24 protein-coding genes and 1 pseudogene are annotated in these 25933 nt (G+C 75.1%); 17 read left to right on the plus strand and 8 right to left on the minus strand.

The features are described from left to right. The first annotated feature begins 328 nt into the window (after positions 1 to 328). Positions 329 to 1249, plus strand: a complete 921-nt coding sequence (locus tag V2S66_RS32310; protein WP_330800359.1) for a lysozyme — start codon at positions 329 to 331, stop codon at positions 1247 to 1249. 159 nt (positions 1250 to 1408) lie between these two features. Beyond that, the gene (locus V2S66_RS32315) at positions 1409 to 1741 is read left to right on the plus strand and encodes a hypothetical protein (protein ID WP_330800360.1); all 333 of its coding nucleotides are present in this window, start codon (positions 1409 to 1411) and stop codon (positions 1739 to 1741) included. A gap of 42 nt (positions 1742 to 1783) precedes the next feature. Here the strand turns inward: V2S66_RS32315 and V2S66_RS32320 are convergent, their stop codons facing one another. Then, on the minus strand, positions 1784 to 3262 hold the full coding sequence (locus V2S66_RS32320) for a hypothetical protein (protein WP_413966529.1): 1479 nt from the start codon (positions 3260 to 3262) through the stop codon (positions 1784 to 1786). A gap of 166 nt (positions 3263 to 3428) precedes the next feature. Between V2S66_RS32320 and V2S66_RS32325 the strand changes: the two genes are divergently transcribed. The 6 genes from V2S66_RS32325 (at position 3429) to V2S66_RS32350 (ending at position 8571) form a co-directional block, all read left to right on the plus strand. Continuing rightward, entirely contained in the window at positions 3429 to 4733 is a 1305-nt protein-coding gene (locus tag V2S66_RS32325; protein WP_330800361.1) for a molybdopterin-dependent oxidoreductase, read from the plus strand. Continuing rightward, positions 4730 to 5332 carry a hypothetical protein gene (locus V2S66_RS32330; protein ID WP_330800362.1) on the plus strand — a complete coding sequence of 201 codons (603 nt, stop codon included), beginning with the start codon at positions 4730 to 4732 and terminating at the stop codon, positions 5330 to 5332. Before V2S66_RS32325 ends, V2S66_RS32330 begins: the two co-directional genes overlap by 4 nt. A 71-nt stretch (positions 5333 to 5403) precedes the next feature. After that, positions 5404 to 6522 (plus strand): NAD-dependent epimerase/dehydratase family protein, encoded by a 1119-nt coding sequence (locus tag V2S66_RS32335; protein ID WP_330800363.1) that lies wholly within the window; start codon positions 5404 to 5406, stop codon positions 6520 to 6522. Positions 6523 to 6599: 77 nt separating this feature from the next. Continuing rightward, complete coding sequence (locus tag V2S66_RS32340) at positions 6600 to 7268, plus strand: glycosyltransferase family 2 protein (protein ID WP_330800402.1); 669 nt, start codon at positions 6600 to 6602, stop codon at positions 7266 to 7268. Between the two features lie 5 nt (positions 7269 to 7273). Then, complete coding sequence (locus V2S66_RS32345) at positions 7274 to 7897, plus strand: TIGR04282 family arsenosugar biosynthesis glycosyltransferase (protein WP_330800403.1); 624 nt, start codon at positions 7274 to 7276, stop codon at positions 7895 to 7897. Further along, positions 7894 to 8571, plus strand: a complete 678-nt coding sequence (locus V2S66_RS32350; RefSeq protein ID WP_330800364.1) for a methyltransferase domain-containing protein — start codon at positions 7894 to 7896, stop codon at positions 8569 to 8571. Before V2S66_RS32345 ends, V2S66_RS32350 begins: the two co-directional genes overlap by 4 nt. A gap of 1096 nt (positions 8572 to 9667) precedes the next feature. Here V2S66_RS32350 and V2S66_RS32355 read toward each other — a convergent pair. Beyond that, a pseudogene (locus tag V2S66_RS32355) lies at positions 9668 to 10783 on the minus strand (permease); the annotation flags it as partial. A gap of 427 nt (positions 10784 to 11210) precedes the next feature. On the opposite strand from V2S66_RS32355, the gene V2S66_RS32360 reads away from it, so the two are divergent. The 3 genes from V2S66_RS32360 to V2S66_RS32370 all read left to right on the plus strand — a co-directional run bounded on the left by V2S66_RS32360 (position 11211) and on the right by V2S66_RS32370 (position 15099). Then, on the plus strand, positions 11211 to 13229 hold the full coding sequence (locus tag V2S66_RS32360; protein ID WP_330800365.1) for a S53 family peptidase: 2019 nt from the start codon (positions 11211 to 11213) through the stop codon (positions 13227 to 13229). 259 nt (positions 13230 to 13488) lie between these two features. Continuing rightward, complete coding sequence (locus V2S66_RS32365) at positions 13489 to 14211, plus strand: WXG100-like domain-containing protein (RefSeq protein WP_330800366.1); 723 nt, start codon at positions 13489 to 13491, stop codon at positions 14209 to 14211. Positions 14212 to 14355: 144 nt separating this feature from the next. Beyond that, complete coding sequence (locus V2S66_RS32370) at positions 14356 to 15099, plus strand: hypothetical protein (RefSeq protein ID WP_330800367.1); 744 nt, start codon at positions 14356 to 14358, stop codon at positions 15097 to 15099. Positions 15100 to 15126: 27 nt separating this feature from the next. Here V2S66_RS32370 and V2S66_RS32375 read toward each other — a convergent pair whose 3' ends face one another. From V2S66_RS32375 to V2S66_RS32395, 5 genes are all read right to left on the minus strand, one after another. Then, entirely contained in the window at positions 15127 to 15582 is a 456-nt protein-coding gene (locus tag V2S66_RS32375; RefSeq protein ID WP_330800368.1) for a type II toxin-antitoxin system PemK/MazF family toxin, read from the minus strand. A gap of 102 nt (positions 15583 to 15684) precedes the next feature. Further along, entirely contained in the window at positions 15685 to 16668 is a 984-nt protein-coding gene (locus tag V2S66_RS32380; protein WP_330800369.1) for an aldo/keto reductase, read from the minus strand. A 9-nt stretch (positions 16669 to 16677) separates the two neighbouring features. Further along, positions 16678 to 17697 (minus strand): acetamidase/formamidase family protein, encoded by a 1020-nt coding sequence (locus V2S66_RS32385; RefSeq protein ID WP_330800370.1) that lies wholly within the window; start codon positions 17695 to 17697, stop codon positions 16678 to 16680. Positions 17698 to 17804: 107 nt separating this feature from the next. After that, positions 17805 to 18272 (minus strand): DUF3618 domain-containing protein, encoded by a 468-nt coding sequence (locus V2S66_RS32390; protein ID WP_330800371.1) that lies wholly within the window; start codon positions 18270 to 18272, stop codon positions 17805 to 17807. Continuing rightward, on the minus strand, positions 18269 to 18682 hold the full coding sequence (locus V2S66_RS32395; RefSeq protein WP_330800372.1) for a phage holin family protein: 414 nt from the start codon (positions 18680 to 18682) through the stop codon (positions 18269 to 18271). The genes V2S66_RS32390 and V2S66_RS32395 overlap by 4 nt, the downstream gene beginning before the upstream one ends. Before the next feature lie 197 nt (positions 18683 to 18879). Between V2S66_RS32395 and V2S66_RS32400 the strand changes: the two genes are divergently transcribed. The 3 genes from V2S66_RS32400 to V2S66_RS32410 all read left to right on the plus strand — a co-directional run bounded on the left by V2S66_RS32400 (position 18880) and on the right by V2S66_RS32410 (position 21253). Continuing rightward, entirely contained in the window at positions 18880 to 19650 is a 771-nt protein-coding gene (locus tag V2S66_RS32400; RefSeq protein ID WP_330800373.1) for a hypothetical protein, read from the plus strand. Between the two features lie 98 nt (positions 19651 to 19748). Continuing rightward, positions 19749 to 20192, plus strand: coding sequence for a hypothetical protein (locus tag V2S66_RS32405; RefSeq protein ID WP_330800374.1), 444 nt, complete (start codon positions 19749 to 19751; stop codon positions 20190 to 20192). Positions 20193 to 20242: 50 nt separating this feature from the next. Then, on the plus strand, positions 20243 to 21253 hold the full coding sequence (locus V2S66_RS32410; RefSeq protein ID WP_330800375.1) for an aldo/keto reductase: 1011 nt from the start codon (positions 20243 to 20245) through the stop codon (positions 21251 to 21253). A gap of 42 nt (positions 21254 to 21295) precedes the next feature. On the opposite strand, the gene V2S66_RS32415 is transcribed toward V2S66_RS32410, so the two are convergent. Next, positions 21296 to 21997 carry a hypothetical protein gene (locus tag V2S66_RS32415; protein ID WP_330800376.1) on the minus strand — a complete coding sequence of 234 codons (702 nt, stop codon included), beginning with the start codon at positions 21995 to 21997 and terminating at the stop codon, positions 21296 to 21298. Between the two features lie 305 nt (positions 21998 to 22302). On the opposite strand from V2S66_RS32415, the gene V2S66_RS32420 reads away from it, so the two are divergent. Genes V2S66_RS32420 through V2S66_RS32430 form a run of 3 tightly spaced genes read left to right on the plus strand, consistent with a single transcriptional unit; the run spans position 22303 to position 25876 of the window. Further along, positions 22303 to 23658 (plus strand): efflux RND transporter periplasmic adaptor subunit, encoded by a 1356-nt coding sequence (locus tag V2S66_RS32420; protein ID WP_330800377.1) that lies wholly within the window; start codon positions 22303 to 22305, stop codon positions 23656 to 23658. Beyond that, entirely contained in the window at positions 23655 to 24668 is a 1014-nt protein-coding gene (locus V2S66_RS32425; RefSeq protein ID WP_330800378.1) for an ABC transporter ATP-binding protein, read from the plus strand. Before V2S66_RS32420 ends, V2S66_RS32425 begins: the two co-directional genes overlap by 4 nt. Further along, a complete protein-coding gene (locus V2S66_RS32430) occupies positions 24665 to 25876 on the plus strand; it encodes an ABC transporter permease (protein WP_330800379.1) in 1212 nt (403 codons plus the stop codon). Before V2S66_RS32425 ends, V2S66_RS32430 begins: the two co-directional genes overlap by 4 nt. Positions 25877 to 25933: the final 57 nt, after the last annotated feature.

Raw genomic sequence — 25933 nt, forward strand, 5'->3', positions numbered from 1 at the left:
CACCGGCCGCCGGCCGGTGATCCGGTCTGCGACCGCAACAGCCCGTCCGGGCCGGTGACGACGCACACCCCTCGCGGTGGCTGGCCGCGCCGTTCCTCGCGCCCCCGAAAGGCCCCCGGGCCGCGCCCGGACCGCAGGGGCTCGTGCCCCCGCAGAAGCGGCCGCGCGCCGAGCGCTGGGCGGGACTCCGCGTGTCCCGCGAGGGATACGCGGCCCGCACTGATCAAATAGGACAAACTGGGCCAACCGCCCCGCGAAAAACTCCGCGCACGATGACAGCTATGACATGCGCACGCCAAAGCTTCACCCCGTCCCCTGGGAGGCACCCATGCACCTGCACCACACCCGTTCCGGCCCCCGCACCCGGCTCGGTCTGCGCCGACCACTGGTCGGCCTCAGCGCCGTCGTGGCCGCGGTGACCGCGCTGCTGGCCGCCTCGACCCAGGCCCCGGCGGCCACGCCGGCCGGCCCCGCGGCCGCGGCCGCGCCCGCCTCGCAGCACGCGCCGCACCTCACCCCGGCCGCCCCCGCGCACCCCGAGCGCGACTGGCTGGGCTCGACCGTGGCCGCCCACGAAGGCCGCAAGACCGGGAGCGGCGCGACGATCTCCACGTCGAGCATCCCGCGCACGCCCGGGTTCGACGTCAGCAACTGGCAGGGCACCGTCGACTGGAAGACCGCCTACAAGAACGGCGCCCGGTTCGCGTACATCAAGGCCACCGAGGGCACCACGTACAAGGACCCGAAGTTCAACTCGAACTACACCGACGCCTACTACGCCGGCTTCATCCGCGGCGCCTACCACTTCGCCCGCCCGGACAACTCCGGCGGCAAGGCGCAGGCCGACTACTTCGTCAGCCACGGCGGCGGCTGGTCCAAGGACAACCAGACGCTGCCGCCGCTGCTGGACATCGAGTACCCGGAGGGCGCGGCCTGCTACGGCCTGAGCCAGAGCGCGATGCGCAGCTGGATCAGCGCGTTCGTCAACGAGGTGCACGCCAAGACCACCCGCTGGGCGACGATCTACACCACCACCGCCTGGTGGACCATGTGCACCGGCAACACCTCGCTCTACGCCTCCAAGCACCCGCTGTTCGTCGCCCGCTACGCCTCCACCGTCGGCACGCTGCCGGCCGGCTGGCCCTTCTACACCTTCTGGCAGCACGCCGACTCCGGCACCTTCCCGGGCGACCAGGACTACTTCAACGGTCCGCTGTCCGGCCTCAAGAACCTCGCCAACAACACCTGACCCGCGCCGGGGCCGCGGACTGCCGATCCGCGGCCCCGGCCGGAATGTCCCGGAAGCTCAGAACCTCATCAAGTGGCGTGACACCCGCCCGGCCGTGCCGAAGACTCGGCCTCGGGGCCCGGTCCGACGGGTCGTCACGAACGGGACACGGGGGGCGCTGTGCAGACGGATTCTGGCGCGACGGACATCGTGCGGCTGCTGGCCGTCGGGGTCTTCCTGATGGCGCTGCTGCTGGTGCTGGCCGCGATACGCGGCCGCCGGCGGCGCGGCGGTCCCGGCTCGGGCGGCCTCGGCCGAGGGCCCCGTCGCGGGCCGGACCTGGACGGCTTCCCCGGGGCCGGCGATGCCGGCGCCCCGTCCTCCGGCTCGCACCATCACCACCATGGGCACGCCCCCGACCACGGTCACAGCCACGGTCACGGCGGCCACGACGCCGGCGGCCACGGCATGGGCCACGGTGGTTTCGACGGCGGCGGCGGCCACCACGGCTGACCCCGGCCCCGTCCCCCGCGGCGGGGACGGGTCCTCAGCCGGTCACCAGCCGGTCAGCAGCAGGTGGTTGACGAGCAGCGCGGTGACCGCCTGCGCGGCCAGCCAGCCCCGGTGGTCGCGGCGCGGCAGCAGCGCGGCGGTCGCCGGCAGCCAGAGCGTGAACGGCAGCCAGATGCGCTCGGTCTCCGCCTTGCTCATGCCGGACAGGTCGGCGGCGAGCATCGCGAGCAGCAGCGCGCAGGGCAGCAGCACCGCGGCCGTCGCGCGCCCGCTCGCCGGGTCCGCGCCGCTCCCCCGGCGCCAGGCGTGCCGCAGACCCCGCAGCGCGACCGGCGCCCCGGCGAGCGTGCGGCGCAGCCCGGCCACGGACGCGAGCCCGGCCGCCGCCACCACCGTCCCGAGGTCGCCCCAGAACCAGTACGCGTACGGGCGGATGCCCCCGTACCCCTCGAAGTACCGGGTGCGCAGCAGGCCGTACGCCTGCCACCAGTCGAAGCCCGCCGCGCTGAACGCGGCGACCACCACGGCCGCGCCGAGCACCACGTACGGCAGCGGCCGCATCGTCCGCGCGCACACCAGCAGCACCAGCACCGGGATCACGAGCAGCACCAGGCCGTACGAGAGGTAGGCCGCGGCGCCGAGCAGCAGGCCGCAGCCGAACGCGGCGGCCGCGGCGGACGTCCGTGGCGCCGTCGCGGAGGGGCGGCGGGTCACGGCGATCGCGAGCAGCGCCAGCGACCACGCGGCGACACCGGCGAAGTAGCCGTCCGCGGAGACGCCCGTCCAGACCGCGCCGGGGGCGAGCGCGAGGAAGGGCGCGGCGCGGCGGGCCGTCTCCGCGCCGGCGAGCAGCCGCAGCGTCACCACCGCCGCCGCGGCGGCCGAACCGCCCGTCGTGATGCAGAAGACGGCGCCCCACACGCCGCCGCCCAGCCCGATCCGGTCGAGACCGACGAAGGTGAGCACCGCGCCCGCCGGGTGGCCGGCGATGTGGGTGCCCCAGTGGTCCGGCGAGTGGAGCAGGATGTGCCGGGTGAAGTCGCGCAGCGTCGCGCCGACGCCGTCGTCCTCGAACCGGCCGACGCCGCGCAGGTACTCGCCCGAGTCGGTGAGCCGTCCCGCCACGCCGCGCTGCCACCCGTCGACCAGCGCGAGCGACCACGTCCACGCCATCGCGGCCCCCCACACCGCCCAGGGCAGCGCCCTCGACGGCAGCCGTGCGGCGAAACCCGGGCCGTAGCCGACGACGGCCGCGGCCACCACGAGCGCGGCGGGCGTGCCGGGACCGGCGTGCGGACCCCACCACGCCTCAAGCGGCGGCCATGGCGAGCGCAGCACCGGGCTGTCGCGCTGGAGGTACGCGCCGATCGCGGCGACGGCCGCGAAGAGCAGCAGGCCGCAGCCGGCGGCCGCCAGGTCGCGACGCCGGCCCCGGTCCTTGGCGGCGCCCGTCGGCGAGGACGTCGGCGAGGACGCGGCCGCGGGCGGTACGGGCTCCGGCGGGCGGGCGGCGGACGGCACGTCCGGCAGTTTCGGCACGGGGTTCGGCGGCGGCGGGGGCGTGGGGGTCACCCGCCCACCGTAGGGAGCGGCGGCCGCGCCGCGCGCGGACGCGGCCCCGACGTCAGACTTTCGTCATGAGTCGGTGCGACGGAATCGCCCGCGCCCCGGCTTAGGGTCGCCAGCCATGAACGCTCCTCGCCGGACCGCCCGGCCCCGCCTCCCCGCAGGGCCGTGGCGCAGCCCGCTGCGCGGCCCCTGGCTGACGTCGGTCTTCGGGGCGGTGCTGCTGGCCGGCCTGCCGGTGCTGTTCCTCACCGGCCTGCTCTCCTACGCCGCCTACAACCCCGACCTGTCGCCGCTCAACGACAAGACCCCGGCCAAGGGCCTGCTCGGCTTCTACCTGTTCTCCTGGCCGACCCACCCGGCCTGGCTGTACCGGCTCAACCAGGGCGTGCACGTCACCCTCGGCGTGGTGCTGGTGCCGGTGCTGCTCGCCAAGCTCTGGTCGGTGGTGCCGAAGCTCTTCACGATGCCGCCGGTGCGGTCCCTCGCGCACGCGCTGGACCGGCTCTCGCTGCTGCTGCTGGTCGGCGGCGCGCTCTTCGAGTTCGTCACCGGGCTGCTCAACGCGCAGCTCGACTACCTCTTCCCCGGCTCGTTCTACCCGCTGCACTTCTACGGCGCGTGGGTGTTCACCGGGGCGCTCGCCGCCCATGTGGCGCTGCGCCTGCCGCGGACCGTGCGGGCGCTGCGCAGCCGCGACTTCCGCGCCGAACTGCGCACCCCGACCGCGCGCACCCGGCCCGAGCCGCAGGACGACAGCGGCCTGGTGTCCTCGCACCCGGCCGAGCCGACGATGTCGCGGCGCGGCGCGCTCGGCATGGTGGGGCTCGGCTCGCTGGCGCTGTTCGCGGTCACCGCGGGGCAGAGCCTGGGCGGGCCGCTGCGCGAGACGGCGCTGCTGGCCCCGCACGGACGCGATCCCGGGAGCGGGCCGAACGGCTTCCCGGTCAACAAGACCGCGGCCATCGCGCACATCAGGCCGCAGGACCTCGGCGAGCGGTGGCGGCTGGTGGTGCGCGGCCCCGGCGGCCGCGCCGCCACCCTGACCCTGGCCGACCTGCACGCGCTCGCCCAGTACCGCGCGGCGCTGCCGATCGCCTGCGTGGAGGGGTGGTCCACGGAGAACCAGCACTGGGAGGGCGTACGGCTGCGCGACCTGGCCCGGCTGGTGGGCTACCCGAGCGACCCGCCGGGGGTGTTCGTGGAGTCCGTCCAGCCGGCCGGCTCCTTCCGGGCGGTCGCGCTGCGCGCCAACCAGGTCCGCGACGGGCGCTCGCTGCTGGCGCTGCGCGTCAACGGCGCGGTGCTCTCGTACGACCACGGCTATCCCGCGCGGATCATCGTGCCGGCCGCGCCCGGCGTGATGAACACCAAGTGGGTGCGGCAACTCACCTTCGGCGCGAGCGATTTCGGGGAGCCGGCATGAGCGACGTCAGGAAGCGGCCGCAGCGGCGCGGTCCCGCCCGGCTGTTCAGAACCGTCTACGGGCAGCCGCCGCTGCACCTGCTGATCCTGCTCGCGTCGTTCGCGCTGTGCGGATACGCGGCCGCCAAGCTCCTCGACGGCGACTGGCGCGGGATCGCCGAGTGGTTCGTCGGCGCGGCGCTCATCCACGACCTGGTGCTGGTGCCGCTGTACGGCGGGACGGACTGGCTGCTGCACCGGGTGCTGCGGGTGCGCGGCGGCAGCACGGACGCCGCGGCCGCCGCAGCGGCCGAGCCGGACGTGCGCACGGCATGGCTGCGGCTCGCGGTGCTGAACCACGTCCGCGTCCCGGCGTTCGTGTCGCTGCTCCTGCTGCTCGTCTACTGGCCGCTGATCTCGCAGGACGCCGGCCCGCACTACCAGGCGGCGACGCTCCTGACGCCCGGTGTGTTCCTCGGCCGCTGGCTGCTGATCACCGCGGCGCTCTTCGCGGCCTCCGCCGCGCTGCTGGGCGTCCGCTGGTGGCGCGTCCGCGGTCACCGGCGGCCACCGCGCCCACCGGTCGTACGGTCACACCGGCCCCAGCCGCCGCAGCCGTGAATTCCTTACGAACCTGTGGTGTCCGGGCCGTCGACAGCTCACACAGGGTCATCGGACCCTAGGGTCGCGGCATGCGCGTACTCGTCACCGGCGGCGCCGGGTTCATCGGCTCCCACATCGTCGCGGCGCTCACCGCGGGCGGCCACGAGCCGGTCGTCCTCGACGCCCTGCTGCCCTCCGCCCACCCCGTGCCGCCGCCCCGCCCGGCGCCGGGCGCGCGGTGGTTCCACGCCGACGTCCGCGACGCGGCCGCTCTCGCGCCGGCGCTGCGCGGCGTCGACGCGGTGTGCCACCAGGCCGCGATGGTCGGCCTCGGCAAGGACGTCGCCGACACCCCGGCGTACGTCTCCTGCAACGACCTCGGCACCGCGACGCTGCTGGCCGCGATGGCCGAGGCGGGCGTACCGGACCTGCTGCTCGCCGGGTCGATGGTCGTCTACGGGGAGGGGCGCTACGACTGCGGCGCGCACGGGCGGGTCGTCCCGGGGCCGCGCGACCCCGCGGACCTCGCGGCCGGGCGCTTCGAGCCGCGCTGCCCGCGGTGCGGCGACGCGTTGGCGCCCGGCCTGGTCGGCGAGGACGCGCCGGCCGACCCGCGCAACGTCTACGCGGCGACGAAGCTCGCGCAGGAGCACCTCGCCGCAGCCTGGGCGCGCGCCACCGGCGGCCGGGCGGTGTCGCTGCGCTACCACAACGTCTACGGGCCCGGCATGCCGCGGGACACCCCGTACGCCGGGGTGGCGTCCTTCTTCCGCTCCTCGCTGGCCCGCGGCGAGGCCCCCCGGGTCTTCGAGGACGGCCGCCAGCGGCGCGACTTCGTCCACGTACGGGACGTGGCCGCGGCCAACGTGCTGGCCCTCGCCGCGCTCCCGGGCCGGCCGCCCGGCTCCTTCCGCGCCTACAACACCGGCAGCGGCACCCCGCACACCATCGCCGAGGCGGCGACCGCGCTCGCCACCGCGCACGGCGGCCCCGACCCCGTCGTCACCGGCGACTACCGGCTCGGCGACGTCCGCCACATCACCGCCTCCAGCGCGCGCCTGCGGGCCGAACTCGGCTGGCGCCCCGAAGTCGACTTCGCCGCCGGCATGGCGGACTTCGCCCACGCCCCGCAACGGGCCACCGCCGCCGACGTGTCCGCCGATGTGTCCGGCGACGCCGCCCTGGCCGCGGGGGGTGGCCGCCGGTGACCGCCTCCGCCGAGCCGGCGGCCGCGCCCGGCGCGCGTCCCGCCGGGGCCGGCGCCGCGCGGACGCCCGTCGCCGACGTGGTGCTGCCGTGCCTGGACGAGGCGGCGGCGCTGCCCTGGGTGCTGGGCCGGATTCCGCGGGGGTGGCGGGCGATCGTCGTGGACAACGGGTCGAGCGACGGGTCGGCGCGGATCGCCGAGGCCGCGGGGGCGCTGGTGGTGCGCGAGCCGCGGCGCGGGTTCGGGGCGGCGTGCCACGCCGGGCTGCTCGCGGCGCAGGCGGAGTTCGTGTGCTTCTGCGACTGCGACGCCTCGATGGACCCGGGGCTGCTGCCCGCCTTCGTCCAGGAGATCGCGGACGGCGGCGCCGACCTCGTGCTGGGGCGGCGGCGGCCGGTCGGGCGGGGCGCCTGGCCGCCGCACGCACGCGTCGGCAACCTCGCCGTCGCGCGGCTGCTGCGGCGCAGGACCGGCCTGCGGCTGCACGACATCGGCCCGCTGCGGGCCGCCCGCCGCGAGGCGCTGCTCGCGCTCGCGCCGACCGACCGCCGCAGCGGCTACCCCCTGGAGACCGTGGTCCGCGCCGCCGAGGCGGGCTGGCGGGTCACCGAGCACCCGGTGCCGTACCACCCGCGCACCGGCGCGTCCAAGGTCACCGGGACTTGGCGCGGCACCTGGCAGGCGGTCCACGACATGGCGAAGGTCCTCGCGGACCTGCCGGGCGGAGAAGGAGGGCGGTCGCGGTGATCATCATGGTGGTGGCGAAGGCGCCGGTGCCGGGGCGCGTCAAGACCCGGCTCACCACGGTGTACTCGGCGCGGCAGGCCGCCCTGCTGGCGGAGGCGTCGCTGCGCGACACGCTGGAGGCGGTGGCCGCGATGCCGGCCCGGCGGCGCGTCGTGGTGCTCGACGGGGCGGCAGGGCCGTGGCTGCCCGCCGGCTTCGAGGTGGTGCCGCAGGTCGCGGGCGGCCTCGACGAGCGGCTGGCGGCCGCCTTCGGGCAGTGCGCGGGCCCCGCCCTCCTGATCGGCATGGACACGCCGCAGGTGAGCGCGCAGGCGCTGCGGCAGGTCCTCGCGCCGGACGCGTGGGCGCACGCCGACGCGTGGTTCGGGCCGGCGGACGACGGCGGATTCTGGGCGCTGGGCCTCGCCCGGCCGGAGCCCGCCCTGCTGCGCGGCGTCCCGATGTCGCGGCCCGACACCGGGCGGCTCCAGCGCGAACGGCTCACCGCCGCCGGGCTGACCGTGCGGGACCTGCCGCTGCTGCGGGACGTCGACACCCCGTACGACGCGGATGTGGTCGCCGCGGCCGCCCCGCACACCCGGTTCGCGGCCGAACTCGCCCGCGTCAAGCACCCGGTGGCGGCCGGATGAGCGTCCTCGCACACTCCGCGCCCGGCGCCTCGGCGCCCCACGTCTGGGGCAGCGCCGACCCGTGGACGCACGCGCTGCGGACCGGCCGCGGTCCGCTGTTCCTGCACCGCCGCGACGGCTGGCTGCTGCCGCTGGACGTCGAGCGCTGGTGCGCGGAGCCGGACGAGGCCGACCGCACCGTGCTGGGCCGATGTCGCGGCAGCGTTCTCGACATCGGGTGCGGACCCGGGCGGCTGGTCGGCTCGCTGGCCGCGCGCGGCGTCCCGGTGCTCGGCATCGACGTCAGCGCGGAGGCCGTACGGCGTACGGAGCGGGCCGGCGGGCCCGCGCTGGTCCGTTCGGTCTTCGAGACGCTGCCGGGGGAGGGGCGCTGGGACACGGTCCTGCTCATGGACGGCAACATCGGCATCGGCGGCGACCCGGCCGCCCTGCTCGGCCGGGTCGCCGAGATCGCCGGGCCGCGCGGCACGGTCATCGTCGAGGCGGCGCAGGACGAGGAGTTGGACGAGCTCGTGGAGGTGCGGCTCCATGACGGGCGGCGCGCGCACGGCGGCGCGTTCCCCTGGGCCCGCGTCGGGCTCGCGGCGCTCCTCCGCCATGCCCGCGCGGCGGGCTGGGCTCCCCGCCTCACGTGGGCGGCTGACGCTCGCCATTTCGCCGCCCTCCACCGGTGAACGTGCCGGTGCCCCGGCAACGTCCCCCCGAACCCGGCCCGCGCCCGGCCTGCGCCCGGCCTGCGCCCGGCCTGCGCTGGGCGCCGGGCCCCTCCAGGGGCGCGAGGAACGGCGCGAGCAACCACCCACCGGCCGATGGCCCGATCCGCGACCGCAACAGCCCCACCGGGACGGTGACGACGTACAGCCGTCCCGGTGGCTGGCCGCGCAGTTCCCCGCGCCCCTCAAAGACCCCGGCCCGCGCCCGGAATGCGCCGCGCCCCTCCAGGGGCGCGGGGAACGGCGCGAGCAACCACCCACCGGCCGGTGGCCCGGCCACGACCGCAACAGCCCCACCGGGCCGGTGACGACGTACAGCCCTCGCGGCGGCCGGCCGCGCAGTTCCCCGCGCCCCTCAAAGACCCCGGCCCGCGCCCGGACCGCGCCGCGCCCCTCCAGGGGCGCGGGGAACGGCGCGAGCAACCACCCACCGGCCGGTGGCCCGGCCACGACCGCAACAGCCCCACCGGGCCGGTGACGACAAAAGCCCCGGGCTGCGCCCGGACCGCGGCGCGCCCCTCCAGGGGCGCGAGGAACTGCGCGAGCAACCACCCACCGGCCGATGGCCCGATCCGCGACCGCAACAGCCCCACCGGGCCGGTGACGACGTACAGCCGTCGCGGTGACTGGCCGCGCAGTTCCCCGCGCCCCTCAAAGACCCCGGCCCGCGCCCGGAAGGCTCGCCCCTCCAGGGGCGCGGGGAACGGCGCGGGCGACCACCCACCGGCCGGTGGCCCGGTGGCGACGGCAATTGCCCCTCCGGGCCGGTGACGACGTACAGCCGTCGCGGTGGCTGGCCGCGCAGTTCCCCGCGCCCCTCAAAGCCCCCGGACCGCGGCGCGCCCCTCCAGGGGCGCGGGGAACGGCGCGGGCGACCACCCACCGGCCGGTGGCCCGGTCCGCGGCCGCAACAGCCCCTCCGGGCCGGTGACGACAAAAGCCCCGGGCTGCGCCCGGACCGCGCCGCGCCCCTCCAGGGGCGCGGCGGGCAACCGGCCACCGGCCGGTGGTCCACCGGGCCGGTGGCGACCCGCGGGCGACGCCCGGGAGGGCGTCACATCATGCGGAGCATGGCCGCGCCGCCGGTGCGGAGGAAGCGGAGGAGGAGCGCCCCTCCGGCGAGGAGAAAGGCGATGTTGAGCCACGTGGTGTAGTCCCAGCGAACGCCCTCCGCGGGGAGCCCCGCCGCCGCCTGGTCGGGGACCCAGCCGAGCCCGCCGAAGAGGAGCTCGACGGCGTAGCCGGCGACGACGGCGGCGGCGTAGAGGGTGAGGAGCAGCAGCACCGCGGTCCTCGCACCGTAGTAGCGGCGGTAGATGTTGAGGATCGGCAGGATCACCAGGTCGGCGAAGATGAAGGCGATGACGCCGCCGAAGCTGATGCCGCCCTTCCAGAGGACCACCGCGAGCGGCACGTTGCCGATCGAGCAGACGAAGGAGGCGAGGGCGACGAGCGGCCCGACCAGCGGGCCCCAGACCTTGGCCGCGGTGGGGTGGCCGGTGATGAAGAACGCCTGCCAGAAGGAGTCCGGCACCCACGCCGCGATCGCCCCGGCGATGAGCAGGCCGATCACGAGGTCGCGCAGGATCGCCGCCCACTCCATGACGAAGACGTGGGCCACGGAGGTGAACCCCTCGGGGGAGCCGAGCCGCCGGGCGAAGGACCCCTCGCGCCGTACCGACATGTCCATCGCGGCGTGGCCCTCCATCGACCCGGCCAGGCCCCGCTCGGCCTGGGCGCGGGCGGCGTGCAGCAGGTCCGGCTTGAGGAGCACCCGGAAGAGCAGTGCGACGGCGACGATCATGACGGGTCCGCCGGTGAACTCCGCGGCGGTGAACTGCCAGCCCATCAGCAGCGCCAGGATGACGCCGAGTTCGATGACGAGGTTGGTCGAGGCGATCTCGAAGGCCATCGCGGCGGTGAAGTCCGCGCCCTTGCGGAAGAGGGAACGCGCCAGCGCCACCGCGGCGTAGGAGCAGGAGGAGGACGCCGCGCCGAGGCCCGCGGCGACGGCGAGCGTGCGCGGCCGGTGGTCGCCGAGCAGCGAGACCACGGTCGACTTGCGCACCACCGCCTGCACCACCGCCGACAGCCCGAAGCCCAGGATCAGCGCCCAGGTGATCTCCCAGGTCATCGAACCGGTGATCGACAGCGCGTGCAGGATGGCGTGGATCATGCGGTCACCATACCCCCCTGGGGTATCACCGGCCGTCGTGCGAGCGGGCCGCGAGCACGCCCCCGAACGCCGCCTCGGACCCGGCGGCGGTGGCCGGTTCGGGGCCCCGCCGACCGGAGAGCGGACACCTGCGTCCCCCATTCGTACCCACGCGGCCCCACTTGTGCCCGCCGCGGGGCGAACTCGTACGGGTCGCCCACATCTGAGGTGATGTAAGGGCACCGGGTATCGCGCCGGTGGTTAAAGGGCCAGCCAAGGAGCGGTGATCAGCATTCCCAGCATCAATGAGTGGCGTGCACACTACAGCCGAGCGCTGACCTTCCGGCGCAGCGCAGTTGGCCTGAAACGTCCATCGAACCTTCACGTTGGAGTCGTCATTACCGACATACTCAAGAACCCCCGCGCTCTGCGGGCCCGTGCAGGCGTGGTCGCGGCGGCCTCGCTGGCCGTGGTGGCCGGGTCGCTGGTGCTCGCCGGCCCCTCGCAGGCCTCGGACCCCGCCGCCACGGCGAAGACCATCACGGGCAGCCACCCGTCCTGGGCCACCGCCTCCTCCGACGCGGGCGCGGTGCCCGCCGCCGCCGAGATCACCGGAACGGTCTATCTCGCCGGGCAGGATGCGGCCGGTCTGACCCGCTACGCCACCGAGGTCTCCGACCCGGCGAGCGCGAGCTACGGAAAGTTCCTCAGCCCGGCGGCGTACAGGGCCCGCTTCGGCGCCACCGCCGCGCAGGTCTCCGCCGTCCAGAAGTGGGCGAAGGACTCCGGGCTGACCGTGGTCGGCACCACCGACCACGCCGTCCAGGTGCGCGGCACCAACGCCGCGATCACCAAGGCGTTCGGCACCGGCGTGCGCAACTACCGCGTCCGGGGCAAGCTCCTGCACGCGCCGTCGCACGACGTGGTCGTGCCGGCCTCGGTGTCCCGCGCGATCCTCGGCGTCACCGGCCTGACCTCGGCCGGCACGAACCTCGCGAAGCCGGACTCGGTCAAGGTCAGCAGCTCCGCCGACCCGTCGGGCGCGACCGCCAAGGGCGCCAGGGCGGCGACCGCCGCGCCGGCCGACGGCCTGCCCACCGTGGCGACCTGCTCGGACTACTGGGGCCAGAAGCTGGCCAAGGGCGCGCCGGCCGGCTACACGGACAAGGCCGTGCCGTTCGACCAGTGCTCCTTCTACCCGTCGCAGCTGCGCAAGGCGTACGGCATCACCGCCTCCGGCCTGACCGGCAAGGGCGCGACCGTCGCCATCGTGGACGCGTACGGCAGCTCCACCATGGAGGCGGACGCGAACCAGTACGCCACCAACCACGGCGACAAGGCGTTCAAGCCGGGCCAGTACCGCGAGGTCGTCGACCCGACGCAGTGGACGAACCAGGACCTGTGCGGCGGGCCCGAGGGCTGGGCGCCCGAGGAGGCGCTGGACGTCGAGATGGCGCACGGGCTGGCCCCGGACGCCGGTGTCGTCTACGTCGGCGCGAACTCCTGCGACGACACCGACCTGCTCGCCGCGATCACCACGATCGTGGACAACCACCTGGCGGACGTCGTGTCCAACTCGTGGGGCGAGATCATGCACACCACGGACGGCGCCGACGTCACCGCGTCGGAGATCGCCGCCTACGAGCAGGTCTTCAAGCAGGCCGCGGTCGAGGGCATCGGCATCGGCTTCTCCGCCGGCGACTGCGGCGACAGCAGCCCGCTCGCGGCGGCCACCGGCGTGAACTGCCAGGCCGACACCTCGCGCGCGCAGGCCAACTGGCCCGACTCCGACCCGTGGGCGACCTCGGTCGGCGGCACCGCGCTCGGCGTCGACAGCAAGAGCGGCTCGTACGGCTTCGAGACCGACATGGGCACCCTGCGCTCCAACCTGTCGGCCGACGGCAAGAGCTGGACGCCGGCGCCCCCGGCCCCGTTCTACTTCGGCGGCGGCGGCGGTCAGAGCGAGGACTTCGGGCAGCCGTGGTACCAGCGCGGCGTCGTCCCGCAGTCGGTCTCGCACACGCTGATGACCGGCGCGCACAGCCGCACCGCGCAGCGCGTGACGCCCGACATCTCGATGAACGGCGACCTCTACACCTCGGTGCTGGTCGGCATCTCCGACGGCGCCGACTACAGCGAGGGCGGCTACGGCGGCACCAGCGTCTCCTCCCCGGAGTTCGCCGCGGTGCAGGCCGACGTGAAGCAGGCGCTGCACCACGCGGTCGGCTTCGCCAACCCGTCGATCTACGCCCGCTCGCGGGTGGTCACCGACGTCGTCGACCGGCAGGCCCAGCACAGCAGCACCCCGCTGAGCAGCATCGCCGACTTCGGCCTGGTCAACGGCACGCTGGCGGCGCGCCTCGTCGCCTTCGGCGAGGACACCTCGCTGAACGCGGTGAGCGGCTACGACGTCGCCACCGGCGTCGGCTCGCCGAACCTGTCCTACTTCCGGTCCTTCCGGTGAGCGGACGCCTGAGGCGCGGCTGAGCGGCACGACGGCACGCCGAACGGCCGCGGGGCCCGGCGGGGAGCGATCCCCCCGGGCCCCGCGGCCGTTGCCGCGCCGCCCGCGGTGGACGGCCGGGGGGACGGCCGCGGGCACGGCCGGGGGGCGGACCGCGCCGGGAACCGCCGCCTTCTGGCGGCACGTCCCGCCTCATAGGATGAAGTGCTGAGAGTCCGCGCGCACCCGGGGGGTGCGCCCGCACGGGGGAGGCCGGTTCATGTCCATCAACCTGCCGCACTGGCTCGCCGAGGTCGTCAACATCCTCGGCTTCAACTGGCCCGAGATCGACGAGGACCAGCTGCGCGACGCCGCCAAGGGCCTGCGCCGGTACGCCGACTCCTGCCAGGCGTCGCACGACGTGACCCACGGCGTGGTCACCGGCGGCCTGCAGGAGTCCTACGCCGCCCAGTCGTACACCGCGCTCGCCGAGGTGTGGGGCTCGCAGACGCAGGGCCACATGAAGACCCTGATCACCGGCTGCCATGTGCTGGCCGACGCGCTGGACGTCGCCGCGATCGGAGTCGAGGCGATGAAGGACGAGTGCATCGTCCAGCTCGGCATCGCCGCCGCCGAGCTGATCGGCGACCAGGCCGCCGCGGTGTTCACGCTCGGGCTCTCCGAGGCGGCCGCCGTCGCCGAGATCGAGCTCCAGAACAAGCTGATGGACGGCATCCTCAAGCGGTTCGAGCAGGAGGTCATCGGCATCCTGGTGAACAAGACGATCGGCCCGCTCAAGGAGCAGATCGAGCACGCCGTCTCCCAGCTGCTGCTGGAGGAGGTCGCCCACGTCGCGGTCGGCGCCCCGCCGCCCGGCCTGAAGCTCGACACCGCGATGATGCGCACGCACGCCGGCACCATCTCCTCGGAGGCCGAGGCGAACCTCACCCACGGCCACTCCTTCTACTCCGAGGTCGGCGGGCTCACCTTCACCACCGGCTGACGCCCGGCGGGCGCGGCCCCGATACCCCGGCCGGGTACACGGACCGGGCCGGGGCGGGCGGGAAACATCGCAAGTCGGCCACGAACCGGCCGTTGGCCCGGGCCGGGCCTTGCCGGCACAGGATCGTCCGCCATACTGCTGGCCGTGGAGCAGCCCATAGGTCCGAAGGTCCCGCCGACGCACGCTGCCGGAGTCGATCCGGCCTACGTTCCCGGCCTCCTGCCACCGCGCCCGCCCGCCGATGCGGCGCCGGCGCGGGAGGCGGTCGCCGATGAGGTCAAGGACGCCCCGGAGGCGGCGCCCGCCGCCGACGCCGGGACGGCCCCCGACGAGCCGGCCGACGCGCGGCCCGCCGCCGACGCCGAACCGGCCGACGGCGACGCCGCGCCCGCGGCTGACGCCGTGGACGGCGCCCTGGCCGGGCAGCCGGCGGAAGAGGCCGAGGAGGAGCCGGAGGACGACGGCAAGCCGGTCTTCGAGGTCTCCGACCGCCGGGGGGCGATCGTCGCGGACCGCGACGGCGTCACCTTCCGCCTCGACGGCGAGGTCGCCGAGTTCGGCTGGGACGAGATCCAGGCCGTCGAGATCGACACGCCGCGCTTCGGCCGCCGCTTCGGCGTCACCGTCTACACGTCCACCCGCCGCTGGTTCCAGTCCGACGTGGAGGCGCCCTCGCGCGCCGAACTCAAGGCGTGGACCGCGCGGTTGGACGAGGTCCTGGACGCCCGCTTCGAGGAGGGCGGCGAGCCGGAGCAGGCCGAGGACACGGATCAGGTCGAGGACGCCGAGGCCGGCCCGGAGAGCGCCGCCACGGACGACGCCACGGACGCCGCGACGGATGACGCCACCGAAGCCGCCGCGTCGAAGGGCGCCCAGGCCAAGGCCTGAGCGCCCCGCGGCGGGCCCTTCGCGGCGTCACTTCCAGCCGTACAGCTCCCTGAGCCGGTTCACCACCAGGTTGAACCGGCCGCGGTCCAGCGCGCACGCCTCGCGGCGCATGCCCCGCTCGTGCAGCCGCATCACGCGGTCGAGGGCGATCCAGGAGTCGCGGCCCTCACGGTCCCAGGGGCCGGCGCCGATGGCGACCCACTCGCGGTCCTCGTCGTGGCGCTTGCTGGAGAGCTGGACGGCGAGCAGGGTGCCGCCGCTCTCACGGGCGACGACCAGCACCGGGCGGTCCTTGCCGCGGCCGTCGTTCTCCTCGAAGGGCACCCAGGTCCACACGATCTCGCCCGGGTCGGGGTCGCCGTCGTGGTCCGGCGCGTACGCGGTGCGGATCAGGCCGACCGCGGCCGGATCGGCCTCCGTGGTGGCGTAGGGGCCGCTCGCGCCCGGGAGTTCGGCGTGGCCGTCATCAGTGAAGGTCGTCACGCCGACGACGGTAGCCCCCCGCCCCCGGCGCGAGGACGCGGGGCCGGTGGGCGCGGGGCCGGTACGCGCGACAGGCCTGCGTACCGGCGGCCGAGCAGGCGGTCACCAGCGGTCGTGGACCTGCGCCCGGATGCGGCGGTCGTACAGCTCACGCACCGCGTCGAGCGTCGCGTCGGGCAGCGGCGGCAGCGCGGCCGCGGCGGCGTTCGCGCGGGCCTGCCCGACGTTGCGCGCTCCGGGGATCACCGCGCTCACGCCCGGCTGCTGGATGATCCAGCGCAGCGCCGTCTGCGCGGCCGTGGCCCCTTCGGGGGCGAGCGCGGCGAACTCGACGGCGGCCTCCACACCGGTGGCGTAGTCGACGCCGGAGAAGGTCTCGCCCTGGTCGAACGCCTCGCCGTGCCGGTTGTAGGTGCGGTGGTCGTCCGCGGCGAAGACGGTGTCGCGGGTGTACTTGCCGCTGAGCAGACCGGACGCGAGCGGCACCCGCGCGATGATGCCGACGCCCGCCGCGGCGGCGGCGGGCAGCACCCGCTCCAGCGGCTTCAGCCGGAACGGGTTGAGGATGATCTGCACGCTCGCGACGCCCGGCCTGGCGATCGCGGCCAGCGCCTCCTCGCAGGTCTCCACGCTCACCGCGTAGTGCGCGATGCGCTTCTCCGCGACCAGCGTGTCGAGCGCGTCGAAGAGCTCGTCGGAGGAGTAGACGGCGGTGGGCGGGCAGTGCAGCTGCACCAGGTCGAGGGTGTCCACGCCGAGATTCGCCCGCGAACGGTCGTTCCAGGCGCGGAAGTTGTCCAGGACGTAGTTCTCCGGGAGCTGCTCGGCGCGACGGCCCATCTTCGTCGCGACGAACACCGCGGCGTCCGGACGGTCCTTGAGGTAGCGCCCGATCAACTGCTCGCTGCGGCCGTCGCCGTAGACGTCCGCGGTGTCGAAGAACGTCACCCCGGACTCCACCGCGGCGTCCAGCACGGCGATCGCGTCCTGCTCGCGGACGTCGCCCCAGTCCGCGCCCAGCTGCCACGTCCCCAGGCCCACGACGGACACGTCACGGCCGGTACGGCCCAACACTCGCTGTTCCATGCGGCGATCCTATGCAACGCGCAGCGCGCGGGCGGCGTCGCGCAGCGTGCGGTGGAGGTCGCGGTGCGCGGTGCCGGGCGGCAGCCACGCCTTGCGGATCTTGGCCACCGCCGTGTAGTTCGTGTCGCAGACGTTCGCCAGCGGTGACTCGCCCGCCTGGCTGAGGAACTGGTAGGCGTCCAACTCCGCCAGCCCGTAGTCGCGTTGCAGCCAGCGGACCATGTCGAGCTGGGCGATGCGGAAGGCGTCCTCCAGCGGACGGGCCGAGCCGGTGGAGATGATGTGGGTGTCGGACTCCAGCCGCGGCCACGGGGTGGCGACGCCCTTCAGCAGCTCGACGATCACCACGGTGTTCATCGCGCACTCCACCGCGACGCCGCACGTCTCGCCCTCGCCCTGCCGCGCGTGGCCGTCGCCGAGGCTGAGCAGCGCGCCCTCGACGTTCACCCCGAGGTAGCAGGTGGTGCCCGCGCGCATCTCCGGGGTGTCCATGTTGCCGCCGTGCGCGTCCGGCACGAGCGCGGAGCGCACCTCCAGGTTGGCCGGCGCCACCCCGACGGTGCCGTGCATCGGGTCCATCGGCAGCTCGATCCTGACGCCGCCCTCGCGCGTGGTGAACGCGCAGGTCCGCCGGTCCCGGTCCAGCTCCCACATCCACACCACCTCGGGCAGCGGCGGCTGCAGCGTCGCTGTCGTGTGCGTCGAGGTCAGCGCGCCGAACAGCGGCACGGTGGTGGACGCCGCCCAGTCCCTGGCCGGCTCCACCGACACGAAGTGCACCGCGACGGTGTCCCCCGGCTCGGCGCCCTCGATGTGGAAGGGCCCGGTCTGCGGGTTCAGGTACGGGAAGTCGCACACCTGCGAGACGAGGTCGCTCGCGGAGCGGACCCGGCCGCCGAAGCAGTCCTCGGTGAACAGGTCGAGTACGGTCCCCGGTGCGATCCTCGCGATCGGCGGCGCCCCGCCGAACGTCCACGCGTACGCGCCCGGCTCCGGGCGCACCGTCACGATGCTGCGTCCCACGCTCATGCCGGCCCACCCTACGGGTGCCGCTCCCCCGCCGCGCCCGCGCGTCGGCCCTTTTCCGCGTCAGGGGAGCGCCCCGCGGGGCCGGTCGCGGGGGTCGGTCGTGAGGGTCACTCGTGGCGGGCGGCCCAGACGGCGGCGCCGGCGGTCGCGGCGGTCAGCCCGATCGCCGCGGCCCCGTACGCCCGGCGGGCGGAGTCCTCCGAGGGATGGGCGAGCCGCTCGCCGACGCCGTGCACCGCACCGGCCAGGTGCGCCCCGGACCGGGCGGGATCGACGCCGGAGCCGCGGCCCGCGTCACGGCCGGGGTCGAGGCCGGCGTCACGGCCGGGGTCGAGGCCGGCATCCGCGGCGCCGCCGGTCCCGGAGTGGCGCCCACGCCACTCCACCCGGTGCGCGGACCCGCGGACCCGCGCGGCCGCCTCGGCCGCCTTCGCCTTGGCGCGCGCCGGTACGTCCGCCTTGGCCGCCAGCTCCTCGACGGTCCGTCCCAGCTGCTCGCGGGTCTCCGCGATCTGCTCCTCGAGCTGCGCCAGAGCGGGGTCCGCGCGGCGCGGGGTGGGGTCGCTGCCAGTCATCGCTTCGCCCTTTCCTTGATCGTCTCCAGGTCGTGCCGCATGCTGCCGACCGCCTCGTCCGGAACCGGCGGCACCGCCTTCTTCACCTCGTGCCGTCCGGCCAGGGCGAGCAGGCCGGCCAGCGCCAGCAGGCCGCCGCCGATGATGAGGGCCGCCGCCCACAGCGGCAGTTTCAGGTCGACCGCGACGATCGCCGCGGTGATCAGGGCGGCCAGCCCGAAGAAGCCGAGCAGCGCGGCCGCGCCGAACAGCCCGCCGCCGATGCCCGCCCGCTTGCCCTTCTGCGTCAGCTCGGCCTGCGCCAGCTTGAACTCCTGCCGCATGAGCTGGGAGAGCTGTTCCGTCCCCTGCTTGACCAGCGTGCCGACCGAGCGGCCCGCACCGTTGCCGTTGCCGTTGACGTGCGCCACGGTCACTCACCTCCGTCTCTCGCACGGACGACCGCGGGTGCCCGACACCGTGCGGCGGGCGGCCGCGACGTACTGCGCGAATGCGTCATAACGCACGAATAACCCGTGAGGCCGATCGGAAACGCGCCACTCCGGCGCGGCGCGCGGTGACCTTATGACCGGATTGTTATATCTACGGAATGAGGCGAATCAGGCGATTGGGTGGAATTCTGGCGGGTGCGCTCGCGGTGTCGGGCCCGGGACTGGGCGTCCCGGCCGCGAACGCCGCCACGACCGGCAGCACGGCGGAAACCGCGACCGGAGCCCCGAGCGGCGCCACGTCCGGCGCCGTGTCCGGAGCACCGACCGGCACCGCGGCGTCCACCACCGGCGACGTACAGGTCCACGACGAGTCCACGCCCGTGGACGTCCGCGGCGACGCGGCGCAGACGTGCGACTTCTACCTCGACGCCGTCGGCTTCGCCCCCGCGGACCAGGTGGCCTGGACCATCGCCGCCCAGCGCCAGGGCGGCGACGCGACGGCCGCCCAGCGGTCCGACACGATCACCGTGGGCGCGACCGGGCAGGGCATCACGGAGAACATGACGCTGCCCGACGGCCGCTACCGGCTCGGCTGGACCGTCGGGGCGCACGCGGCCGCCCTCGGCAGCAAGTCCTTCTCCGTGAGCTGCGCCCCCGCGACCCCCGCCGCGGGCGACGCCCCGGCCCAGGCCCGGACCCCGGCGGACGTACAGGCCCAGGCGCAGGCCCAGGCGCAGGCCCAGGCGCGCGCCCTCGCGGCCGGCGCGGCGGCCTCCGTGGCGGGCGCCGCGCAGCGCGGTCCCGCACCGACGTCCGAGCCGCCGGCGCGAGCCGGGCTCAGCGGCCGGCTCGCCGACGCCGGGAGCGGCATGCGCGGCCTCGCCGCCCTGGCCGCCATCCTGATCCTCGCCGGCTGCGGCCTCGTCCTGCGCCGCCGCACGCCGTAGGCCGCCAGGGGGCGTTTGCGCGGCGCATCTCCGGGCGTACGCTCGATCCTGGAGCATGAAACACCGCAAAAGCGACACGAGGGATCGAGGTGTCCGCGATGGCGATTTCCGGCCGGATGCGGCACGAGCACGACGGCAGAGGTGTGGCGACGACGGCCGGTACGGCGGCGTCGCGCGAGCAGGCGGCGCAGACGCGGCACCGCAGGGCGCTGGTGCTCAGCGAGGTCGCCGCGGAGGGCCCGCCCGGGCTCTGCCGGGTGCTGCGACGGGCGGCGGCGGGCGACGGCGACGCGGCGGCGATCCCGGTCACCGCGCTGGTGCACGCCACCCCGGGCATGACGGCGCTCGACGGCCACCAGCTGCTGCGCAGGGCGCACATCCGCGAGAGCGAGCTGGCCGGCGAGATCTCCCCGGGCCAGCGGGTGGCGCTGGTCGAACTCGTCGACCGCACCGACCGGTTGCGCCGCGCCGTCGCCGCGCGGCCGGACCTCGAACGGCCGCACCTCGAACGGCCGGATGTCGAGCGGCCGGAGTCCGGCTGACCCGGGCAGCCCTTGCCATCGAGTGCACTTCAAGGTGTTGGCTGGCCCGCATGGAGTACACGCAGCTCGGAAGGACCGGACTCAAGGTCGGCCGGATCGTCCTCGGCACCATGAACTTCGGCTCCCACACCGGCGAGGCAGACAGCCACGCGATCATGGACGCGGCGCTCGCCGCGGGCGTCAACTTCTTCGACACCGCCAACATCTACGGGCGCGACGAGCACAAGGGCCTCACCGAGGAGATCCTCGGCAGCTGGTTCGCCGCGGACGGCGGCCGGCGCGACAAGGTCGTGCTGGCCACCAAGCTCCACGGCAACGTCACCAACGACGGCAGGCCGTGGCACGAGCAGTCCTGGCCCAACCACGACAAGCTCAGCGCGCTGAACATCCGCCGCGAGGTCGAGGCGAGCCTGCGGCGGCTGCGGACCGACCGCATCGACGTCTACCAGTTCCACCACATCGACCGGGCGACGCCCTGGGAGGAGATCTGGCAGGCGGTCGACGTCCTGATCCGCCAGGGCAAGATCCTCTACGCCGCCTCCAGCAACTTCGCCGGCTGGCACCTCGCCCGCACGAACGAGGCCGCCGCCCGCGCCGGGATGCTCGGCCTGGTCAGCGAGCAGTGCCTCTACAACCTCGCGGAGCGCCGCGCCGAGATGGACGTGCTCCCCGCCGCGCAGGCGTACGGGCTCGGCGTGATCCCCTGGTCGCCGCTGCACCAGGGGCTGCTGGGCGGCGCGCTGCGCAAGGAACGCGAGGGCGGCGGCGCGCGCACCTCGGCCGGGCGTGCCGCCTCGGGACTCGCGGACCCGGCGGTCCGTGCGCGGGTCGAGGCGTACGAGGAGGCCGTGGCGAAGTACGGGTTCGAGCCGGGTGAGGTGGCGCTGGCCTGGCTGCTCGCGCGGCCCGGCGTGACCGGGCCGATCGTCGGCCCCCGCACCGCCGCCCACCTCGACTCGGCCCTGCGCGCCGTGGAGCTGACGCTCCCGGACGAGCTGCTGGCCGAGCTCGACACGATCTTCCCCGGCCCCGGCCCGTCCCCCGAGGCCTTCGCCTGGTAGTCCCGTGCCCCGGACGGCGCGGGCGGCGCCCAGGGCTCTCGGTCAGGTGGCGGACGGGGACGCCGCACCCGAGGGGCGCTGCGGCAGCAGCACCTTGCAGGTGTCGTACGCCTTCGCCGTCTTGGGGTCCGTGGTGTCGAGCGCGCGGAGCCCGCCGAAACCGCGTCCGCCGGCGGTCCCGTTCGTCCCGTTCGTTCCGTTCGACCCCGGCGACGCGGTCGGCAGCGTGACGCCATGGTCCTTGAGGCAGCTGCTGAACGCCTGGAACGCGCTGCTGTCCGCGCCCCCTGCGCCGCCCGCCCCGCCCCGCCCGCTGAACTGCGGCCGCAGCGACTTGCACGCGTCGAGCGCCTTCTGGGTGGCCGCGTCCGGTGAGGCGCCGCCCATGCCGGGGAAGCCGCCTCCGCCGAAGCCGCGGCCGTAACCGCCCCCGCCGCTCGGCCGGCCGCTGGGCCGCCCGCCGGGCCGGGCCGAACCGGAGGGACGGTTGAAGGTGGGGAGGTTCAGCCCGTGCTGCGACAGGCACGTGCGGTACGCCTCCATCGCCTGCCCGTTGGCTCCGCCCCGCGCGGACGAGGAGGCCGCGGGCGACACCGAACCCGAGGGCTTGCCGTCCGCCGCGGACCCGGAGCCGCCGGAGGACGACGAGCACGCGCTGAGCATCAGCGCCCCGGAGGCGGCGAGCGCGGCGACGGCCGCTCCGGCGCGCAGGGCGGCGGACGGCCGGGTGGGGGTCCAGGTCATGTCCGTGGGTCTCCTCGGCTAGGCGGACGGCCGCCGCCGCGCCCGCACTCGCACGCGCGCGCAGCAGCAGTGAGGGCTGCGAACCGGACTGAACCGCACCCAGGTGGGGACTGTCCGGGACCGACCTGTGAGTTCCCGGGGAAACCCGGGACCCGCCGGGCCGCGGACGCCGGGATTCCGGCACCTTTCGTCCGTATCGGCCGGTGATGTCCGCCCCGCGGCGACCACCGCACCGGTCGCCGTTCCCAGCGAACTCCCAGGGTTCTCCCAGGGGTTCAAAGGCGTCGGCGACCAGGATGCGCGCCATGAAGGTGCTCCCACGGCGGCGCAGGGCCGTCCTGATCAACTCGGTGCTCGGCGTGGTGGTCCTCGCGGGCGCCGGCGGCGCGTACGCGGCGGTGCACGACGACGGCAGCACGTCCTCGGGCAGCGGCACCGCGCGGGTGGCGACCGTCACCAGGGCCACCGTGCTGGCCACCGTGTCCGGCTCCGGCACGCTCGCCTCGCCGAGCGACGCGGGGCTGGACTTCACCACCGGCGGCACCCTCACCGAGGTCGACGTCAAGCCGGGCGACACGGTGAAGAAGGGCCAGGTGCTGGCGAGGGTCGACCCGACCTCGGCGAACGAGACGCTCCAGGAGGACCAGGCGTCGCTGACCGCGGCGCAGGCGAACCTGACGAAGGTCCAGGAGGGCGAACTGCCGGCCTCCACCGGCAGCCAGGGCTCCTCCGGTTCCTCGGGCCGCTCCGCCGACGCGACGCCGACCCCCACCCCCACCCCGACCGTCGACCCGGCGCAGCTCGCGCAGGCCGAGGCGCAGCTCACCCAGGCGCAGGACAAGGTCGACGCCGACCAGCGCGCGATCGACGGCTGCGTGCTGAAGGCCCCGGTGGCCGGCACGGTCGCCTCGGTCGGCGGCGCCAAGGGCGACACGGTCTCCGGCAGCGGCAGCGGCTCCGGCACGGGCTCCGGCAGCGGCTCCGGCGCGTCCGGCTCCGCGGGCTCCTCCTCGTCGTCCTCCTCTTCTTCGTCGAGCACACCGACCGGTTTCGTCGTGCTGACCAACCCCCGCGGCATGCAGGTCACCGCGGACTTCTCGGAGTCCGACGCGCTGAAGATCAAGGCCGGCCAGGCGGCCACCGTCACGCTCAACGCGGAGGCCGGCACGGTCCTCAACGCCAAGGTCCTGTCGATCAGTTCGCTCCCGGCGAGCAGCGGCTCCTCCGGCGGCGGCTCGTCGAGCGGCAGCGCGGTGCAGTACCCGGCGACGCTCCAGATCACCAGCGACACCGCGAACCTGCGGACCGGCCTGAGCGCGAGCATCCAGGTCGTGACCGGCTCCGCCGCCGGCGCGCTCAGCGTGCCGACCGCCGCGGTCTCCGGCACCGGCGCCAACCGCACCGTGCTGGTCGTCGGCAAGGACGGCTCCACCACCCGCACCGAGGTCACCGTGGGCGTCGAGGGCGACTCGACCGACCAGATCACCAGCGGGCTGACCGAGGGCCAGCAGGTGCAGATCCCGACCGTCGCCTCGTCCGGCAACGGCGGCTTCCCGAGCGGCGCCTTCCCCGGCGGCGCGGGCGGCGGCGGCCGGTTCGGCACCGCGGGCGGCGGCGGCTTCCGCACCGGGGGCTTCAGCGGCGGAGGTGGCCGGCAGTGAGGCAGCCGCTGCACAGGCGGCTCGGCCTGCACCGTGCGGCCGGCGGGTGGTCCGGCGGGTGGTCCGGCCGCTGGTCCGGCGGCGCCGCACCGGGCGACGCGCGCTCCGACGACCAGGGCGAGGAGTCCCCGTGGGGCCCGGCCCCGGTGATCGAGGTCCGCTCGCTGGTGAAGTCGTACGGGCACGGCGACGCCGCCGTCCGCGCGCTCGGCGGTGCGCCGCAGCCCGCCACGGGGGAACCGGCCGGCGTCGACCTGCTGGTCGAACAGGGCGACATGGTCGCCGTGATGGGCTCCTCCGGCTCCGGCAAGTCGACGCTGATGAACATCCTCGGCTGCCTCGACGTCCCCACCGCGGGCCGCTACCTGCTGGACGGCATCGACGTCGGCGGCCTCGACGAGCACCAGCTCTCGCTGGTCCGCAACCGCAAGATCGGCTTCGTCTTCCAGTCGTTCAACCTGGTGCCGCGCACCCCCGCGCTCGCCCAGGTCGAACTGCCCCTGGCCTACGCCGGGGTGAAGGCCGCCGAGCGGCGCCGCAGGGCGCTGGCCGCGCTCACCCTGGTCGGCCTCGCCGACCGGGTCGAGCACCGGCCGAACGAGCTGTCCGGCGGCCAGCAGCAGCGCGTCGCGGTGGCCCGCGCGCTGGTCACCGCGCCCGCCATGCTGCTGGCCGACGAGCCGACCGGCAACCTGGACAGCCAGAGCACCGAGGACGTCCTCGGCGTCATCGACCGGCTCAACGCCTCCGGCCGCACGGTCGTGCTGATCACCCACGAGGACGAGGTGGCCCGGCACGCCAAACGGGTGCTGCGGCTGGTCGACGGGCAGATCGTGTCCGACGTCCGGCAGGCGCCCGTCGACGGACCGCCGCCCGCGCTGCGCGACCCCGCGGCCTTCGCCGCGGCCCACCCGCACGCCGACCCGGCCGGCGCGGCCGGCGGCCCGCACACCGGCCCCCGGCTCCCGCAGCCCCCGTCCCCGCACGCCCTGACAGGGGGAACCCGGTGAATCCTGCCCAGACGCTGCGGTTCGCCCTCGGCGGGCTGGCGGCCAACAAGGTCCGCTCCGGGCTGACCATGCTCGGCGTGCTGATCGGCGTCGCCGCGGTCATCATCCTGCTCGCGGTCGGCAACGGCTCCTCGCAGGCCGTCAAGGACTCGATCGAGAAGCTCGGCACCAACGCGCTGACCGTCTCCTCCGGCGGCGGCTTCGGCGGCACCTCGGCGGCGACCAGCACCAAGCCGCTCACCGTGGCCGACGCGCGGGCGCTGGCGGACCCCTCGGCGGCCCCCGACGTGGAGTCGGTCGCCCCCGAGGCGACCACCTCGCAGACCGCGGTGTACGAGGGCACCTCGCACACCGTCGGCCAGATCGTCGGCACCTACCCGGCGTACTTCAAGGCGTCCAACAGCAAGGTCGCCAAGGGCGACTACTTCAGTGCCGACGACGTGCTCAACTCCCGCAAGGTGGCGGTGATCGGCTCGACGACGGCGACCGACCTGTTCGGCACCGCGAGCCCGATCGGCCGGAAGTTCGTCGTCGGCGGCACCCCGTTCACCGTGGTGGGCGTGCTGGAGACCAAGGGCGGCACCGGCTTCCAGGACCCGGACGACACGGTGATCGCACCGCTGCCGACCGTGCAGAACGCCTTCACCGGCTTCGGTCCGATCAGCCAGATCCTGGTCGAGGCGAAGTCCGCCGGCGCCACCACCCCGGCGCAGAACGAGATCACCAGCGTGCTGATGGCCCAGCACGGCATCAAGGACTCCAGCGCGCTGGACTTCCGGGTGAGCAGCCAGGAGTCGCTGCTGACCACGCAGTCGGACACCAACAAGACGTTCACCGTGCTGCTCGGCGCGGTCGCCGCGATCTCGCTGCTCGTCGGCGGGATCGGGATCACCAACATCATGCTGGTCACCGTCACCGAGCGGACCCGCGAGATCGGCATCCGCAAGGCGATCGGCGCGCCCAAGGGCGTCATCCTCGGGCAGTTCCTCGCCGAGTCCACGCTGCTGTCCCTGGTGGGCGGCGGGCTCGGGGTGCTGGCCGGGCTGATCGGCTCGCGCTTCACCATCGTCGGCATCAAACCGGTGGTCATCCCGGAGTCGGTCTGGGGCGCGTTCGCCATCGCGGTGGCGATCGGGCTGTTCTTCGGCAGCTACCCGGCCAACCGGGCGGCGGGCCTGCGGCCCATCGAGGCCCTGCGGCACGAGTGACACCCCGCGGCGACGACCCGCGCAGCGACACACGCGACAGCGACACGAGAAGAGACA

Origin of the sequence: Actinacidiphila polyblastidii (genome assembly GCF_036353415.1) — a bacterium.
Taxonomy (GTDB): domain Bacteria; phylum Actinomycetota; class Actinomycetes; order Streptomycetales; family Streptomycetaceae; genus Actinacidiphila; species Actinacidiphila polyblastidii.

Bases quoted from the DNA above. Each gene is read 5' to 3' on its own strand.
- V2S66_RS32310 (WP_330800359.1), top strand. From the start codon at position 329: ATGCACCTGCACCACACCCGTTCCGGCCCCCGCACCCGGCTCGGTCTG.
- V2S66_RS32325 (WP_330800361.1), top strand. From the start codon at position 3,429: ATGAACGCTCCTCGCCGGACCGCCCGGCCCCGCCTCCCCGCAGGGCCG.
- V2S66_RS32330 (WP_330800362.1), top strand. From the start codon at position 4,730: ATGAGCGACGTCAGGAAGCGGCCGCAGCGGCGCGGTCCCGCCCGGCTG.
- V2S66_RS32335 (WP_330800363.1), top strand. From the start codon at position 5,404: ATGCGCGTACTCGTCACCGGCGGCGCCGGGTTCATCGGCTCCCACATC.
- V2S66_RS32345 (WP_330800403.1), top strand. From the start codon at position 7,274: ATGGTGGTGGCGAAGGCGCCGGTGCCGGGGCGCGTCAAGACCCGGCTC.
- V2S66_RS32350 (WP_330800364.1), top strand. From the start codon at position 7,894: ATGAGCGTCCTCGCACACTCCGCGCCCGGCGCCTCGGCGCCCCACGTC.
- V2S66_RS32365 (WP_330800366.1), top strand. From the start codon at position 13,489: ATGTCCATCAACCTGCCGCACTGGCTCGCCGAGGTCGTCAACATCCTC.
- V2S66_RS32380 (WP_330800369.1), bottom strand. From the start codon at position 16,668: ATGGAACAGCGAGTGTTGGGCCGTACCGGCCGTGACGTGTCCGTCGTG.
- V2S66_RS32385 (WP_330800370.1), bottom strand. From the start codon at position 17,697: ATGAGCGTGGGACGCAGCATCGTGACGGTGCGCCCGGAGCCGGGCGCG.
- V2S66_RS32390 (WP_330800371.1), bottom strand. From the start codon at position 18,272: ATGACTGGCAGCGACCCCACCCCGCGCCGCGCGGACCCCGCTCTGGCG.
- V2S66_RS32405 (WP_330800374.1), top strand. From the start codon at position 19,749: ATGGCGATTTCCGGCCGGATGCGGCACGAGCACGACGGCAGAGGTGTG.
- V2S66_RS32410 (WP_330800375.1), top strand. From the start codon at position 20,243: ATGGAGTACACGCAGCTCGGAAGGACCGGACTCAAGGTCGGCCGGATC.
- V2S66_RS32415 (WP_330800376.1), bottom strand. From the start codon at position 21,997: ATGACCTGGACCCCCACCCGGCCGTCCGCCGCCCTGCGCGCCGGAGCG.
- V2S66_RS32420 (WP_330800377.1), top strand. From the start codon at position 22,303: ATGAAGGTGCTCCCACGGCGGCGCAGGGCCGTCCTGATCAACTCGGTG.